This window comes from Bacillus sp. S71, assembly GCF_016625265.1.
In the GTDB taxonomy this organism is placed as follows: domain Bacteria; phylum Bacillota; class Bacilli; order Bacillales; family Bacillaceae_G; genus Bacillus_A; species Bacillus_A cereus.
The window spans coordinates 232305-249113 of sequence record NZ_JACVUW010000005.1 but is presented as its reverse complement, the minus strand read 5'-3'; the positions used below and the strand labels follow the sequence as shown (position 1 = coordinate 249113).

The following is a 16809-nucleotide window of genomic DNA, read 5'->3' as shown; positions in this document are numbered from 1 at the left end:
TGAAGGATGTCTTTTATTTTCAGATGTACAGAAAAGTATTTCGAAAAAAATCATTAAGTATTGGGTGATAAATAATGATAAAAATGACGAATGTTTATAAGGAGTACCCGAATGGTATGAAAGCCATTGCTGGTCTTACAGTTAACATTAAACAAGGTGAATTCGTATACGTAGTTGGACCGAGTGGAGCCGGAAAATCTACATTTATTAAAATGATGTATCGTGAAGAGAAACCATCTACAGGATCTATTAATGTAAATGGACTTACTATCGAAACATTGGCAGAAAGAGACGTTCCGTATTTTCGTCGTCAATTAGGCGTAATTTTCCAAGATTTTAAATTGCTACCTAAATTAACGGTATATGAGAATGTTGCGTTTGCTTTAGAAGTAATTGAAGAAGAACCGGATGCAATTCGTGAGCGTGTAACAGAAGTTCTAGGTCTTGTAGGCCTTGAAGATCGTGCAGACGCACTTCCAAGTGAGCTTTCGGGCGGGGAGCAACAACGTGTGGCTATTGCAAGAGCAATTGTAAATAGACCAAAGGTTGTAATTGCCGATGAGCCAACAGGTAACTTAGATATTGAAACAGCTCTTGATATTATGAATATTTTTACTCGCATTAATGAGCGCGGCACAACGATCGTTATGGCGACGCATAATGCAGATATCGTAAATACAATCCGTCATCGTGTAATCGCGATTGAAGGCGGAAAAATTGTTCGAGATGAGATTGAGGGAGGATACGGATATGAAGGCTAAGACCCTTAGTCGACATTTGCGAGAAGGTGTAAAGAATCTATCACGTAACGGATGGATGACATTTGCTTCTGTTAGTGCAGTAACAGTTACATTATTACTTGTAGGTGTCTTTTTAACAGCGATTATGAATATGAACCATTTTGCGACGAAAGTAGAGCAAGATGTAGAGATTCGTGTACACATTGATCCAGCTGCAAAAGAAGCGGATCAAAAGAAATTAGAAGAAGATATGAGTAAGATTGCAAAAGTAGATTCTATTAAATATTCTTCTAAAGAAGAAGAGTTAAAACGTTTAATTAAAAGCTTAGGTGATAGTGGAAAAACGTTTGAGTTATTTGAACAAGATAACCCACTTAAAAACGTATTCGTTGTAAAAGCAAAAGAACCAACAGATACAGCGACAATCGCGAAGAAAGTTGAAAAAATGCAGTTTGTCAGTAATGTTCAGTACGGAAAAGGGCAAGTTGAACGATTATTTGATACTGTAAAAACTGGTCGTAACATTGGGATTGCGTTAATTGCTGGTCTTTTATTCACAGCGATGTTCTTAATCTCTAATACAATTAAAATTACAATTTATGCTCGTAGTACAGAAATTGAAATTATGAAACTTGTTGGTGCAACAAACTGGTTTATTCGTTGGCCATTCTTGCTAGAGGGATTATTCTTAGGAGTATTAGGATCAATTATTCCAATTGGCCTAATTCTAGTTACGTATAATTCGTTGCAAGGTGTGTTTAACGAAAAACTTGGCGGAACAATTTTCGAGCTTCTACCATACAGTCCTTTCGTATTCCAATTAGCTGGTTTACTAGTGTTAATCGGTGCTTTAATCGGTATGTGGGGAAGTGTAATGTCAATTCGTCGCTTCTTAAAAGTATAAAAAGTTGCAAACATAATTCGTACAAGCTTATCATATAGTAGAAATAGGTAAAGGCATCACACACTGTGTGATGCCTTTTGCTACACCACCTGTGTGTTTTGGAAAGGGGAATTCCGCATTGAAACGTAGAGTTGCAATTATTGGAATGGTTGTTGCATTTTTAATTGGTGCTGGCGGAATGTTTGCAGGCATGTCTGTATTTGGGGTTACCCCAGCAGAAGTAACGCAAACAATTTCGAGTGGGAATGCTAGCACTGCGCAAGGGAATTTGGCAAAAATTAATGAGGCGTATGCACTAATTGATTCACGTTATGTGGAAGACGTGAAAGATGAAAAGTTAGTTGAAGGTGCAATACAAGGTATGTTGTCTACGCTGAAGGACCCTTATTCCACGTATATGGATAAAGAAACAGCCAAACAGTTTAGTGAATCGCTTGATCCTGAATTAGAGGGGATTGGGGCTGAGGTGAACAAGACGGACGATAAGCTTATTATTGTATCGCCAATTAAAGGTTCACCAGCAGAAAAGATAGGAATTAAACCGAATGATCAAATTTTATCTGTAGATGGAAACAGTGTGAAAGACTTATCACGTGAAGAAGCGGTATTAAAAATTCGTGGTAAAAAGGGAACGACTGTCGCAATTGAAATTAAACGTGCGGGAGTAACTGATCCGATTGTATTTAAAATTAAGCGTGAAAAGATTCCAATCTTTACAGTGTTTAGTTCTGTGAAGCAAGAGAGTGGAAAAGATATCGGTTATATGCAAATCACTTCTTTTGCTGAAAATACAGCGAAGGAATTTAAGGATCAGTTAAAAGAGTTAGAGAAGAAAAATATAAAAGGCTTAGTTATTGACGTGCGTGGTAATCCTGGTGGCTATTTAAATAGTGTAGAAGATATACTAGGGGAAATTATGACGAATAAAAAGCCAATGCTACAAGTAGAGCAGCGAAATGGTGAGAAGAAGAAATTCTCTACGGAACTGAAAGAGAGAAAACCATATCCAATTTCAGTATTAATTGATAATGGAAGTGCTTCTGCTTCAGAGATTTTAGCGGGTGCGCTGAAAGAAGGAGAAGGATACGATTTAATTGGTGAAAAAACATTTGGTAAAGGTACTGTCCAGCAAGCTGTTCCATTTAAAGACGGCAGCAACATTAAATTAACGATGTTTAAATGGTTAACACCGGATGGGAACTGGATTCATAAAAAAGGAATCGCACCAACAGTAGAAGTGAAGCAACCAAATTATTATCATGCGACACCAATTCAAATTGAAAAAACACTTTCATACAATTCAAATGATGTACAAGTAAAACATGCTCAAGAAATGCTTAAGAGCTTAGGGTATGTACCAGGTCGTGAAGATGGATACTTTAGTAAAGAGACAGAATCGGCGCTGAAAGCATTCCAAAATGCGAATGAGATGGAAGCGACAGGACAGCTTGATAAAAAGACAGCTGAAGCGATTCAAACTAAAATTATCGAAAAAATCCGTTCTGGAGAAAATGATTTACAATTACAGTCAGCATTAAAGTTAATGGCAAAATAAGAAGAAATACAGGCAGTTTGCTGCCTGTATTTTTTTGTGTTAAACAAACGTTTGTTTAGTTGTGATAATATAAAAAGAAAGAATGATATAAATGGTGGTGAATGAGTTCGTGGAGGCGTGGATTTTTGAAATAATGCGGGCAGTTGGACGTTTTTTCTTACACCCTGCTGTCTATATATTTGTAATAAGTAGTATCTTCGTTGGATACTTACGTATGTTAAGAGAACGAAAAGATTTTTCTTTTAAAGTTTATGATATTTGGTTTGAACTGCGAACCTCTCTATTTGCAGGGATTGGATACGGATTAGTAGTATCTATTATTACGATGGGGCTTGGACTTGTTGTTTCTAAAGCAAGCTTATGGGCCATTTTAATTTGGACATTACTATTTGGATTAACGACTATGTATCGATATTTATCGGCAGCTTATACATTTAGCATTGCGATTGTATGTGTTCTATTATCTTCTAAGCTACCAGTTTCCTTCTTACAGCTTCGAGAAGGTGAAGAGAGTACCATTGTATCCCTTGCTATTTTACTAGGCGTTATGCTTATTGTAGAAGGCTTATTGATTTCTAAAAACGCGGTAGGATACTCTACACCGAAGATTAGGAAGGGGAAGCGTGGATTAAAGATTGGTTTACACGAATCAAAGCGTTTATGGATCGTTCCTATTTTTATTCTTGTACCGGGTGATGCGGTAACGCAGTTTATTTCATGGTGGCCTGTCGTTTCAATAGGTTCAAATACATATTCTCTATTCCTCGTTCCATTTTTAATTGGGTTTATGAGAAAGATTAAAAGTTATGAGCCGACGGAAGCTTTATTATTTACAGGAAGACGTGTTTATGGATTAGCAGGACTTGTGCTCGTTTTAGGAATCGCAAGTTACTGGTGGCACGTACTTGCAATTATCGCGATGGGAGTCGCGATGCTTGGGCGTTTCACAATTTCGATGCAAGAGAAAATTGCCGATGAAACAAGACCAGCGTATTTTGCTGCACGCAATGATGGGCTCATTGTACTAGATACAATTCCAAATACAATTGGAGCAGAGCTGAAATTACTGCCTGGAGAAATTATTACGAAAGTAAATGGAGTCATTCCAAAAAGCGCCGAGGAATTTTATGATGCGCTTCAAACGAAGACGACAGGAGCATTTTGTAAATTAGAAGTATTAGATACAAATGGTGAGCTTCGTCTTGCACAAACTGCATTATATGCTGGTGGACATCACGAATTAGGTATTGTATTCGTTGAACAGGAGCATGAGTGGGATTCAGAAGCGATGTAATAGAAGTGAGGGTGTCACCTATAGGTGACACCCCTTTTTTGTGTGTGAGTGGTGATGGCAGTAGCAAATGAAATTTATATCGACTTTCCGGCCAAAAACGACAGCTATCGCAAAGCTTATTTTCAGTTTCATAGACGGATAACTTGAATAATTATTTGATAATGGTTATCATTTAGGGAGTATTTTTAATTTTGGAAAATGGAGGTAAGATATGCTGCGTAAATTTTTCTCGTACTATAAACCGTATAAAGGTTTATTTATACTCGACTTTTCTTGTGCGGTTGTCGCAGGATTATTAGAACTCGGCTTCCCGCTTATCGTAAATCAATTTATTGATAAGTTATTGCCAGGGCAAAACTGGACGCTTATTTTATGGGCTTGTTTCGGTTTACTCGCAGTTTATATGTTAAATGCAGGCTTACAATATGTCGTTACATATTGGGGACATATGCTTGGTGTTAACATTGAAACAGATATGAGGCAGAAATTATTTGATCATATTCAAAAGCTATCATTCAGATTTTTTGATAATAATAAAACAGGTCATTTAATTTCGCGCCTTACAAACGATTTAATGGAAATTGGGGAAATTGCTCACCATGGACCAGAAGATTTATTTATTGCCGTAATGACTTTAGTTGGGGCATTCTCATTTATGATGATGATCAACTGGAAGTTAGCGTTATTAACGTTCTTCGTCATTCCATTCCTATTATGGTTAGCACTTTACTTCAATAAAAAAATGACAGGTACATTTAGACGTTTATTCTCAGACGTTGCTGATTTCAATGCATGTATTGAGAACAACGTTGGTGGTATTCGCGTTGTACAAGCATTCGGAAATGAAAAGTTTGAGAAAGAGCAATTCGCTGTTAACAACGCTCGTTTCCGTACAACGAAATTAATGGCGTATAAAATTATGGCTTTAAATTCATCGATTAGTTATATGCTCATGCGTCTCGTAACGCTCTTCGTATTAATATGCGGTACATGGTTTGTTCTGCAAGGAGAATTAACATACGGTGGATTTATCGGATTCGTTCTATTAACGAATATTTTCTTCCGTCCAATTGAAAAAATTAACGCGGTAATCGAAAGCTATCCGAAAGGAATCGCTGGTTTTAAAAGGTATGTAGAGCTTCTTGAAACAGAGCCTGACATTGTAGACTCTAAAGATGCAATGGAAGTTAAACAAGTACATGGTGATATTCAATATAACAACATTACGTTTGGATATGAAAATAAAGAACCGATTTTAAATGATATTAGTTTGAACATACATGCAGGTGAAACGGTTGCGTTCGTTGGACCATCAGGAGCAGGGAAAACGACGTTATGTAGCCTATTACCACGTTTTTATGAGCAATCATCTGGATCAATTCAAATTGATGGTATTGATACGAAAGATATGACATTATCTTCACTTCGTAAGCAAATTGGAATTGTGCAGCAAGATGTGTTCTTATTCTCAGGAACAATTCGTGAAAATATTGCTTACGGGAACTTAAAGGCGTCAGAAGCTGAAATTTGGCAGGCAGTAAAACGTGCGCAGTTAGAAGACTTAATTTACTCACAATCAGACGGTTTAGATACTGTTATCGGTGAGCGTGGTGTAAAACTTTCTGGTGGACAGAAGCAGCGTCTAGCAATTGCTCGTATGTTCTTGAAAAACCCGCCAATTTTAATACTAGATGAAGCTACTTCCGCACTAGATACTGAGACGGAACTTGCAATTCAAAAATCACTTGCTGAATTAGCAGCTGGTCGTACAACGTTAGTTATCGCTCACAGACTTGCAACGATTAAAAATGCAGATCGAATCGTCGTTGTAAATAAAGACGGTATTGCAGAACAAGGTTCACATGATGAATTAATTGAGCGTGGCGGAGGATATAGTAGGTTATACGAAGCTCAGTTTAGTTCGTAAATATAATTTGTACTGAATTAGTGCACCATAAGTAGGTAAAAATCTCATATGGGAGGCTATAAAGTATGATTGTAACAACAACGTCTACAATTCAAGGAAAAGAAATTATTGAGTATATCGATATCGTCAATGGAGAAGCGATTATGGGCGCGAATATCGTTCGTGACCTTTTTGCCTCTGTCCGTGACGTTGTCGGCGGTCGTGCTGGCGCTTATGAAAGTAAATTAAAAGAAGCGCGTGACATCGCAATGGAAGAGATGAAAACTTTCGCAAGACAAAAAAATGCAAATGCAATTGTCGGTATCGACGTGGATTACGAGGTAGTTCGCGAAGGAATGCTAATGGTTGCAGTGAGCGGGACTGCTGTCCGTATCTAAAATGAAAAGCCGTGCTGATGCACGGCTTTTTGTATTCTATGTCGAAGATTCAATATTTCTTGGGAAATGCGGAAGGCCTTGTCGATATATAGGGAAGACATTAGAGCGCTTCCTTACATTTCCGGATTTGAGCTAATAATGTTTCGTATTCTTGGTTGAGAGATGTGATGTCATCGTGATGATTTGGAATGGAAATCCGGCCGATGACTTCTGTTAATTTTGTTTGTAATCGTAACAATTCTTGCTCAGTAACGTTTACAGAATCTCCGGTGGTTCTTTTTGTGTATTGCTCGTAATTACCGTGGAATACTCTTGGTTCACTCTCATCTACTTGTAGAATATGGTCTGCAACAGAGCGAATAAAGGCACGGTCATGGCTAATGAAAAGTATTGTGCCAGGATATTCTTGTAACATGCTTTCTAATTCTTCTTGCGTCGCTAAGTCTAAATAGTTTGTCGGTTCATCGAGCAGAAGCATATTATAGTTTCCTAAAAATACTTTTGCGAGTGCAACCTTCATTCGCTCACCCCCGCTTAGAACGTGCACAGGTTTATGAACATCTTCACGGCGGAATAGAAGCCGTGCAAGTATTGTGCGAACGAACGATTCTGTATAGTTTGTTTCTTCTAGAACATTTTCTAAAATGGTTTTATCTGTTTTTAAAATGGATAGTGTTTGTTCGAAGTATCCAATTTTACAACTTTTGGAAAGTTGAATGCCACGCTCGTTTGTGAGAAGCATGTTGAACAGAGTCGTTTTTCCACTTCCGTTTGCCCCTAAAATAGCAAGTTTTGCACCAGGAGCAATAGTTCCATTCATATTTTTAAATAGTGTGCGGTCACCTATTTTCTTTGTTGCTTTATTGAACTGTACTACTAATTTACTATGAATGGGGTGCATGGTATTGTACGTCAAACTGAGCTTGAGAAAGATTCTTTGGCTTCTCCTTCTTTTCTAGTTTTTCGAGACGTGTCTCTAATGCTTTCGCTGCTTTACTAACCTGTTCTTGGCCATGAGCCCCACTTAATTTATAAAGTTTAGATTCAGATGAACTGAACCGTGTTGGGATTTTTGTCATGCTAGAAGCACGTTGTTTTTTTTGTAAAATGGACTGCTCTAAACGATTTTTTTCTTGTACATATTGCTCATATTCTGCTTGTTTTTGTATTCGCTCACGTTCTTTTTGCTTGCGATAGTTTGAATAATTACCTTTATACTCTTGAATAGTACCGTCTTCGATTTCGATGATTTTTGTACATATCGCATCTAAAAAGTCACGATCATGTGATATTAAAACAAGTGCCCCTTTATAAGATAAAAGGGCCTTTTCTAATTGCTCTGTACCGACCATATCTAAGTGGCTTGTTGGTTCATCAGCGAATAAAATGCCTGCATTCTGTTCAAGAGCGTGGGCAATTTTTAGGCGCATTCGTTCACCGCCGCTCATTGAATCTGTAACGTTTGAAATGCTCCATTTTCCTTTTGCGAGAGAAGAAGCGGTTTCTGGTAGTTCTTCGCTAAGCTGAGGAATGATGCTGATAGAACTATGATGAGTTACTGTGCCTTCGTCAGCTTCTATTTCCTTACTTAATATTTGTAGTAACGTAGATTTTCCAGCTCCGTTGACTCCGACAATTCCTATACGATCCTGCACTTGAATTTCCAGTGATGACAACGTAAATAGGGTACGATCACCAAAGCTCTTTTCAATATTACGTGCGAATAAAATAGTCATAAAAAAACCTCCCTAGTTTCACTAGAGAGGATAAATGTCGCCCTTGTATGTAAAAATCGTACATAAATAAACGATTTTTTACATAATCGCTTCGAAAGAAAGTATCGACAAATGGACAGACTAATCCTCTGCTAGTTTTCATCATTTTTGTTCACTATTTGTGATGGATGAAATAAATAAGAGAATTAGAACTTCATTGGTCAAAGTACCTTCCTTTCATAATATTACTTTTATTGTATGCGCATACAAAACGGTTTGTCAAACTAATTTCTATTTATTATTTTTGAGTTTATTATTATACAATTGTGCTTTTGTCAGTGCCTCAGCATCATTTTGGATTTCATCTAGTCCATTCGCATCTCCAACAATATACCCTTCAAATGATGAACCAACAAAATCAAAGATATATTGGAATTGAGCAATAAGCGGTAATGCTTTTAGCTTTGGATTATCCCCGCCAACGATGACAACATACATCTTTTTATCTTTCATTTTCTCTTTGAAATGAAGAGATGTATCGCGCAAGCTTTGTGACCAGCGATCAACAAAGTTTTTCATATGTCCACTCATTCCGTACCAATATAATGGTGTAGCAAAGATAATCGTGTCGTGCTCTAACATGCGTTTCGTTAACTGCTCGTAGTCATCATTTACAGGTTGGAATCCTTCTGCATCATGACGCTTATCTGTAATAGGATAGACTGTGTGATCACGTAAATAAATTTGTTCTGTTTCAATTCCATCAATCATCATATGTGTTAAAGCTTCCGTATTTCCGTTTTGTCTTGAACTGCCATGTATAACAAACATGTAATCATCCCTTTTCTTTTGCTTGTTTTAGGAGTGAAACGTGTTTTTGCAAATTCGTTTGGATGTTGGAAAGTAATGTGATTTGCTTTGTTACTTCATTGAGTTTATCTTCGTAAAGCGTAAGGATACTGCTGCACGGATTGTCGTACAGGTGCGGTTCAATTTCAAGGCAGCGCAGCATCCTTGCCGTCTCTTCTAAATTTAAGCCAATTTGTAAGTACATTTGAATAAGCTCCACTTTTCCGATGGCACTTTCATCAAAATCACGGTAGCCATTTGCGAGGCGCTTAGAAGGGAGTAATCCCTTTTCTTCGTAATGTCTTAGTGATCTTTCACTAACGCCAGTTTCTTTTGATAATTCTCCAATTCGCAATGTGTTTCACTCCTTTTACATGTATTGTAAACCTTCACACTAATGTGAAGGTCAATGCTGTTTTTTCGCAAAAGAATTTACATGATTTAAGAACACTTGAATGGCTTTAGATGGAATGAAATATTTGCCGCGAACGATAGAGAACGGGCGGATGAGTTGTTCATTTGGAACTTCGACGTGGAATAGTTCTTTTGCCAGTAGCTCTTTTCGTACAGTCCAATCAGAAAGGATAGCGATGCCAAGCCCGGCACTAACTGCTTCCTTTACGCTTTGGATACTACTAAATGTAAAGAATCGTTTCATTTTCAAATGGTGTTGATGAATAAAACGATCGCTATAAGCGCGTGTACCAGAACCACTTTCCCTTAATACCCATACTTGATCTTGGAGTGTGCTTTCATTTATTTCATTTGTGCGGAGCAATGGATGATTTGGCGGAACGACAAGCTTCATTTCATCTTGCATAAACGTTTCAACGTCAACATCAGCGTATATGACTTGCCCTTCTACTAGGCCGATATCAATTTGATTAGAGCGAAGGCTTTGCAAAACGTCTTCTGTATTTGAGATGAAAGTATGAACTTCGACGTGTGGATTTTCATTCGCATAGTTAGCCAGTATTTTTGGAAGTAAGTATTCGCCAATTGTGAAACTAGCACCGATGCGAAGAGTTCCTGTTACAACGTTATGTAGTTCGTTAATTTCTTGTTTGGCTTCTTCGTAAAGAGAGAGCATTTGCTTTGCATGTATATATAATATGTTTCCAGCCTCTGTCACTTGGACGTGTTTTGGGGAGCGCTGAATAAGTGTAGTGCCAAATTCGTTTTCTAAGTTGCGTATATGCATACTTACTCCGGGCTGTGAAAGGTTTAATAATTCTGCTGCACGGGAGAAGTGTTTCTGTTCAACGACAGTAACAAAAATTTTTAAAATGTCTACGTTCATATAATGGGCTCCTTTCTTTTCTATCATCTTATCATAAGTATTTCTGATGATAGAGATTCGGTATTGGTATTAAACTTATTATAGAAACTCTCTTATAATGTAAGTAGAAAGAACATGCATGTTTCAATACGATTATTGGGGTGGTACAAGGTGGAACAAACACTTGTTATACAAAAGAAGAAGGGCTTTGGATTTTCGCAAGGAATTGGGATTACATTATTAATCGCAATTGCCGCGAAATATTTAGCGGAGCTTCCATTTTTAAATATTATGGGACAATTAGTAATTGCTATTCTAATTGGGATGGTTTGGCGCGCTGCAATTGGAGTTCCTCATGATGCGATTGCAGGAACGAACTTTGCGAGTAAGAAGTTACTGCGCTTTGGGATCATCTTACTTGGAATGCGATTAAATCTTGTTGATATTGCGAAGGCGGGGCCGAAAGTATTGGTCATCGCGGCGGTTGTTATTACATTTACTATTTTTGTTGTGTACGGACTAACGAAAGTATTTAAAGTAGAAAAGAAACTTGGGATTTTAACAGCATGCGGTACGGCAATTTGCGGCGCGGCCGCGGTCGTGGCAATTGCACCGCAAGTGAAAGCAAAAGATGACGAAACAGCAGTTGGAGCGGCGATCATTGCAATTTTAGGTACAATATTTACGCTTATTTATACGTTATTATATCCAGTGCTTGGCCTATCTCCATACGGATATGGAGTGTTCTCAGGGGCGACACTGCATGAAATTGCTCACGTAATTGCGGCTGCGGCGCCAGGAGGAAGCACGGCTGTAGATATCGCAGTTATCGTGAAACTAACGCGCGTTGCAATGCTTGTACCAGTAGCGATTTTAATCGGATTATGGTTTGGTAAGAGTGAAGGTAGCGAGGAAAAAAGATCATGGCGCGACCTTCCAATTCCGTGGTTCATCTTCGGGTTTTTAGCAATGAGTGCAGTGCATTCGCTTGGGATTATTCCAGAAGTTGTTGCGGGGTACATTGTTGTCATTGCTTATATGCTAATCGCAATGGCGATGGCAGGGCTCGGTTTAAATGTAGAGTTTAAAACTTTCCGTAAATTAGGAAGTAAAGCATTTGTGGCAGGGCTGATTGGCTCGGTTTGCTTATCGGTTCTTGGATACGTTCTTGTATGGGGATTAGGATTTATATAAGTAGGACGAAGAAGCTGTTCCAAAAGATATTTTGGGGCAGCTTCTTTCTTATGCTTATGGTGCTACTGATGTCGATATATTTGGGAAATCGCCGATATAAATGGAGTTGCGCTGATATATTTGCAAAATCGCCGATATATTTTAAGTTGCGCTGATATATTTAAAAAATCGCTGATATAAATTGGATTACTCTTGTACTTTGTTAGAGAAGATATGCAGTGAAATGTTTTTCTAAAATTTGTAAAGATATCTTTACTTTTAACTGGAAAATATTTATAATTCAAGTAAAGATATCTTTACTTTTGAAGGTGGATCCTATGGGTGTGAAAAATAAAATAAAAGAGTTAAGAAAGCAAAATCATATAACACAAGTTGAAATGGCAAAGGCGATGCAGGTGACGCGGCAGACGATAGTGGCGATTGAAAATCATCATTACAATCCGAGTCTAGAGTTATCCTTAAAAATCGCCAAGTATTTTGGAGTGAAGGTGGAGGAAATCTTTACGCTGGAGTAAGGGGAGAGAAAAAAAGGATAAGCTTGAGAGATTTCAATTAGATTAAACGTTTAAATATATAAGGATTGGTTTTGGTTTATTAATTAGTACGGCATCAACGAGCGTGTTAGCAGCAAGGAATAATAGATAGAAAAAGGGGAACTGGGATGGGATTACCGGTGTTATGTGTCGCTACAGCTATATTTGCGCTTCTTTGGGGAATGCAAAATTTTTCTCGTAATCCAGTGCCAAGTATTTGTATTATGATTGGTACTGTAGGTTTATCGTATTATTTATTAGTATTAGCCCATTATCATAAAACGGCAACGAGTGTTGTTGTTGGAGCACTTATTTTATTTTGTGGGCGCGCCATACAAAAGGGGTTATTTCCATAAAAGCTGTTTATACACTTTGTATAAACAGCTTTTTGTATTTTTTTACAAAACACTTGAAAGTTACGTAACGTCATCTTCTATAATGAGGGGGAAGAGGTGATGGTAGTGATTTCAATACAAGAATTGACGAGAGAAACAGGGGTTACAGTACGTACACTACGTTATTATGATCAAATAGATTTATTAAAGCCGAGCGGAAAAACAGAGGGTGGGCATCGGTTATATAGTGAAGCTGACGTTATTCGTTTGCAACAAATTTTATTTTTAAAAGAAATGGGATTTTCATTAAAAGAAGTTGCGAATATGTTAGTAAAAGGTGAGCTGGATTTGAAAAAATCACTTGAAAACCAACTTCGATTTGTACAGGAAGAACAAAAGAAATTTAATCGAATGGAGCGTGTTTTACAAGCGGTTGTTTATTCGGTAGATGTAGAGGGAGAACTTGATTGGAAAGTTATGTTTGAACTTATTCAGCTTTCAAAACAGTCTCCTCGTATACGTGAAATATTTCAAAATGAAGTATTTTCAAAGGAAGAACAAAAGTTGCTTCATAATTTGCCGAATATGAGTGAGGAAGATCCGAATGTTTTAGAATGGGTAGATTTATTAAAGCAATTACGTATTTTTATGAAAGAGGGTAAAGAAGCCACTAGTGATGAAGTACAAAGGGCAATGAAGAGATTAATGCAGAAGTGTTTAGAAATGGCTAATGGTGACGAAGCGTTTTTAGATAAGTTATGGGAAGTTAGAAAATCAAAGGAAGATTCACAGAAAATGAGCATGTATCCAATTGAAGAAGAGTTTTTATTATATATGGATGAAGCTTTTCGTATTTATGATGAAAGGGAGAAGGATAAATGAGCATACTCGCAGAATATCGTTGGTATTTTTTAATTGGAGCAGAGATTGTATTTTGGTTATCGGCTATCGGTTTCTTTTTACTCCGTTACGGATTCCGTTTGAAGAAGGCGAGCTTTATTATGGGGATTGTACTCCTCGTAAATGAAGTGTTTATTTTAACATTAGGGGCAGTGGACTATTATCAAACAGGAAAGTTCTCTAATTTTCAAATCATTACTGTAATTATTTTACTGTATGCAGTTTTCTACGGGAAAAAGGATTTGAAGAAGCTTGATATATTTGCGCAAAAGCTAGTTGCGAAATGGCGTAATGAACCGGCGCCTATTATTGAAGAACAGGTAGAATTAACAGGTATGGCCTATGCAAAGCAGGAAATAAAAAATTGGGTATTACATCTTGTTTTATTCGTTGGTGTGCACATATTCTTTTTCTTCGCGTATGGATTTATTCCATTTGAACAATGGGGTAATTGGTTAGAATCGGGAATCGTTTTAAATAAAGCTGCAAGTCGCGTGAGCCAAGTGTGGGCAATTATATTTTTAGTTGATACAGCGATTTCATTTTCATATGTGATTTTTCCGAAGAAGGAGAAAGGAAAAGAAAAGCTACTTTCATAGTTGAAAGTAGCTTTTGGGTATACAAATAATTTTTATAGGAGAGGATGACAATAGAAAAAAGAACCAGCTTTATATGTCTATTTCTCTTTAGTTTAGTAGCATGCTCACCATCTAACACTACAATTGATAAGAAGAACGATGTCATTGTAAAGGGAACCAGGATTTCCAATCTAGATAAATTTGAAAAGTTCGTTTTGAATGTCGAGCAAAGGGAAGTTGATAAAATAAGAATTGTACAGTATACCCTTGAAGGGGACCCGATTTTTCAAACGTTAGAGTATAGTGGGAACGATATATTTTATGTGTCAGATAATAGAAAAGACAAATTTGCTGGGAAGGATAAAGGGTTACATAAAGATAGTTGTAAAAGTATTGTTAAAGAGCAGCGCGAATCAGAAAGTACTTATCGGTTAATAGATTGTATGAATGAAGCTGGGCGCAATGGATATGACTTAGTATATGTACCTAAAAAATAGAATTAGTAGAGGAAGGAAGTATTTACTCCTTCCTTTTTCTATGTGTATATTGTCGAAAACTTTACCGAATATCTGTTCGTTTTTTTAGGTTTTTTATAGGCATTCGTGGTAAAATAATAATACAGATTTTTATGAGGAGGTCGGATTTTACTTGGAACATCAATTTGAAATTATATCAGCGTATTCCCCGCAAGGTGATCAGCCGGTAGCTATAGAGAAGCTTGTAGAGGGAATTAATAGTGGAAAGAAAAAGCAAGTGTTGCTTGGAGCGACAGGAACGGGTAAGACATTTACGATTTCAAATGTCATTAAAGAAGTGCAAAAGCCAACACTTGTTATGGCTCACAATAAAACGTTAGCAGGGCAGTTATATAGTGAGTTGAAAGACTTTTTTCCGAATAATGCAGTTGAGTATTTTGTTAGTTATTACGATTATTATCAGCCGGAAGCGTATGTACCACAAACAGATACGTTTATTGAAAAGGACGCGCAGATTAATGATGAAATTGATAAATTGCGTCACTCGGCAACGTCTGCATTATTTGAACGGGACGATGTAATTATCGTTGCGAGTGTATCGTGTATATATGGTTTAGGTTCTCCTGAAGAATATCGCGAGTTAGTTGTGTCACTTCGAGTTGGTATGGAGAAGGACCGCAATCAATTGCTTCGTGAACTTGTTGATGTACAGTATGGACGTAATGATATTGATTTCAAGCGTGGTACATTCCGTGTGCGCGGAGATGTAGTTGAAATCTTCCCAGCATCACTTGATGAGCATTGTATTCGGATTGAATTTTTCGGCGATGAAATTGATCGTATTCGTGAAGTAAATGCGTTAACAGGTGAAGTATTAGCAGAACGTGATCATGTAGCAATCTTCCCAGCATCTCACTTCGTTACACGTGAAGAGAAAATGAAGGTCGCTATTGAAAATATCGAAAAAGAATTAGAAGAGCGTTTAAAGGAATTAAATGATAACGGTAAGTTGCTAGAAGCACAGCGTATAGAGCAACGTACACGTTATGATTTAGAAATGATGCGCGAGATGGGCTTTTGTTCAGGTATTGAAAACTATTCCCGTCATTTAACACTTCGTCCAGCGGGTGCAACACCGTATACGTTATTGGACTATTTCCCGGAAGATTTCTTAATTGTTATGGATGAGTCGCACGTATCAGTGCCACAAGTAAGAGCGATGTATAACGGGGACCAAGCACGTAAGCAAGTGCTTGTGGATCATGGATTCCGTCTGCCATCAGCTTTAGATAATAGACCGCTCATGTTTGATGAGTTTGAGGAGAAAACGAATCAAGTTATTTACGTTTCGGCGACGCCAGGACCGTACGAGTTAGAGCAGTCACCAGAAGTAATAGAACAAATTATTCGTCCAACAGGGCTTTTAGATCCACCAATCGATATACGACCTATTGAAGGGCAAATTGACGATTTATTAGGAGAGATTCAAGATCGTATTGCAAAAAATGAACGTGTATTAATTACGACTTTAACGAAGAAAATGTCAGAGGATTTAACGGACTACTTAAAAGATGTAGGAATTAAAGTTAACTATCTTCACTCTGAAATTAAAACGTTAGAACGTATTGAAATTATCCGCGATCTTCGCCTCGGTAAGTTTGATGTACTGGTCGGTATTAACTTATTACGAGAAGGATTAGATATTCCAGAAGTATCACTTGTAGCGATTTTAGATGCTGATAAGGAAGGGTTCTTACGTTCAGAGCGCTCATTAATTCAAACAATTGGTCGTGCCGCGCGTAATGAAAACGGCCGCGTTATTATGTACGCAGATCGTATAACAAGATCAATGGGAATTGCAATTGAAGAAACGCAGCGTCGTCGTACTATACAAGAAGCCTACAATAAAGAGCATGGTATTACGCCGAAAACGATTCAAAAAGGCGTACGTGATGTAATCCGTGCAACGACAACGGCTGAAGAGACAGAAACATACGAAGCAACTCCTGCTAAGAAAATGACGAAAAAAGAGCGTGAAAAGACAATTGCGAAGATGGAAGCAGAGATGAAAGAAGCAGCAAAAGCGTTGGACTTCGAGCGTGCAGCTGAACTAAGAGATTTACTATTAGAATTAAAAGCGGAAGGGTGAAAAG

Annotated in this window: 16 protein-coding genes and 1 pseudogene; 13 read left to right on the top strand and 4 right to left on the bottom strand. The window is 37.6% G+C overall.

What is annotated here, in order from left to right; translation table 11 throughout:
- Positions 1–74 precede the first annotated feature (74 nt).
- From ftsE to IBT51_RS14110, 6 genes are all read left to right on the top strand, one after another.
- The gene (gene ftsE / locus IBT51_RS14135) at positions 75–761 is read left to right on the top strand and encodes a cell division ATP-binding protein FtsE (RefSeq protein ID WP_000594319.1); all 687 of its coding nucleotides are present in this window, start codon (positions 75–77) and stop codon (positions 759–761) included.
- Positions 751–1644 carry a permease-like cell division protein FtsX gene (ftsX, locus tag IBT51_RS14130; RefSeq protein WP_000645028.1) on the top strand — a complete coding sequence of 298 codons (894 nt, stop codon included), beginning with the start codon at positions 751–753 and terminating at the stop codon, positions 1642–1644. The genes ftsE and ftsX overlap by 11 nt, the downstream gene beginning before the upstream one ends.
- 118 nt (positions 1645–1762) lie before the next feature.
- Positions 1763–3199, top strand: a complete 1437-nt coding sequence (locus IBT51_RS14125) for a S41 family peptidase (RefSeq protein ID WP_000830318.1) — start codon at positions 1763–1765, stop codon at positions 3197–3199.
- Between the two features lie 91 nt (positions 3200–3290).
- Positions 3291–4493, top strand: coding sequence for a PDZ domain-containing protein (locus tag IBT51_RS14120; protein WP_200458457.1), 1203 nt, complete (start codon positions 3291–3293; stop codon positions 4491–4493).
- 211 nt (positions 4494–4704) lie between these two features.
- Entirely contained in the window at positions 4705–6420 is a 1716-nt protein-coding gene (locus IBT51_RS14115; protein WP_098678346.1) for an ABC transporter ATP-binding protein, read from the top strand.
- A 65-nt stretch (positions 6421–6485) separates the two neighbouring features.
- Positions 6486–6797, top strand: coding sequence for a heavy metal-binding domain-containing protein (locus tag IBT51_RS14110; RefSeq protein ID WP_000637523.1), 312 nt, complete (start codon positions 6486–6488; stop codon positions 6795–6797).
- 100 nt (positions 6798–6897) lie between these two features.
- On the opposite strand, the pseudogene abc-f reads toward IBT51_RS14110, so the two are convergent.
- The 4 genes and pseudogenes from abc-f to IBT51_RS14090 all read right to left on the bottom strand — a co-directional run bounded on the left by abc-f (position 6898) and on the right by IBT51_RS14090 (position 10661).
- Positions 6898–8533, bottom strand: a pseudogene (abc-f, locus tag IBT51_RS14105) (ribosomal protection-like ABC-F family protein).
- A gap of 270 nt (positions 8534–8803) precedes the next feature.
- Positions 8804–9343 carry a flavodoxin family protein gene (locus IBT51_RS14100; protein ID WP_200458458.1) on the bottom strand — a complete coding sequence of 180 codons (540 nt, stop codon included), beginning with the start codon at positions 9341–9343 and terminating at the stop codon, positions 8804–8806.
- A gap of 4 nt (positions 9344–9347) precedes the next feature.
- A complete protein-coding gene (locus IBT51_RS14095) occupies positions 9348–9716 on the bottom strand; it encodes a MerR family transcriptional regulator (protein ID WP_001219209.1) in 369 nt (122 codons plus the stop codon).
- A 51-nt stretch (positions 9717–9767) separates the two neighbouring features.
- The gene (locus tag IBT51_RS14090) at positions 9768–10661 is read right to left on the bottom strand and encodes a LysR family transcriptional regulator (RefSeq protein WP_200458459.1); all 894 of its coding nucleotides are present in this window, start codon (positions 10659–10661) and stop codon (positions 9768–9770) included.
- Between the two features lie 150 nt (positions 10662–10811).
- Between IBT51_RS14090 and IBT51_RS14085 the strand changes: the two genes are divergently transcribed.
- From IBT51_RS14085 to uvrB, 7 genes are all read left to right on the top strand, one after another.
- Positions 10812–11834 (top strand): YeiH family protein, encoded by a 1023-nt coding sequence (locus IBT51_RS14085; RefSeq protein ID WP_000438413.1) that lies wholly within the window; start codon positions 10812–10814, stop codon positions 11832–11834.
- A 317-nt stretch (positions 11835–12151) separates the two neighbouring features.
- Positions 12152–12349, top strand: a complete 198-nt coding sequence (locus tag IBT51_RS14080; protein ID WP_000538364.1) for a helix-turn-helix transcriptional regulator — start codon at positions 12152–12154, stop codon at positions 12347–12349.
- 146 nt (positions 12350–12495) lie between these two features.
- Positions 12496–12723: a hypothetical protein gene (locus tag IBT51_RS14075; protein WP_043935807.1), complete on the top strand. Its 228-nt coding sequence runs from the start codon at positions 12496–12498 to the stop codon at positions 12721–12723.
- A gap of 99 nt (positions 12724–12822) precedes the next feature.
- Positions 12823–13584 (top strand): MerR family transcriptional regulator, encoded by a 762-nt coding sequence (locus IBT51_RS14070; RefSeq protein ID WP_000260342.1) that lies wholly within the window; start codon positions 12823–12825, stop codon positions 13582–13584.
- Entirely contained in the window at positions 13581–14201 is a 621-nt protein-coding gene (locus IBT51_RS14065; protein WP_053563372.1) for a hypothetical protein, read from the top strand. Before IBT51_RS14070 ends, IBT51_RS14065 begins: the two co-directional genes overlap by 4 nt.
- A gap of 44 nt (positions 14202–14245) precedes the next feature.
- Positions 14246–14677: a DUF4362 domain-containing protein gene (locus tag IBT51_RS14060; RefSeq protein WP_088022476.1), complete on the top strand. Its 432-nt coding sequence runs from the start codon at positions 14246–14248 to the stop codon at positions 14675–14677.
- A 151-nt stretch (positions 14678–14828) separates the two neighbouring features.
- Positions 14829–16805, top strand: coding sequence for an excinuclease ABC subunit B (gene uvrB, locus IBT51_RS14055; protein WP_000400989.1), 1977 nt, complete (start codon positions 14829–14831; stop codon positions 16803–16805).
- Positions 16806–16809 lie beyond the last annotated feature (4 nt).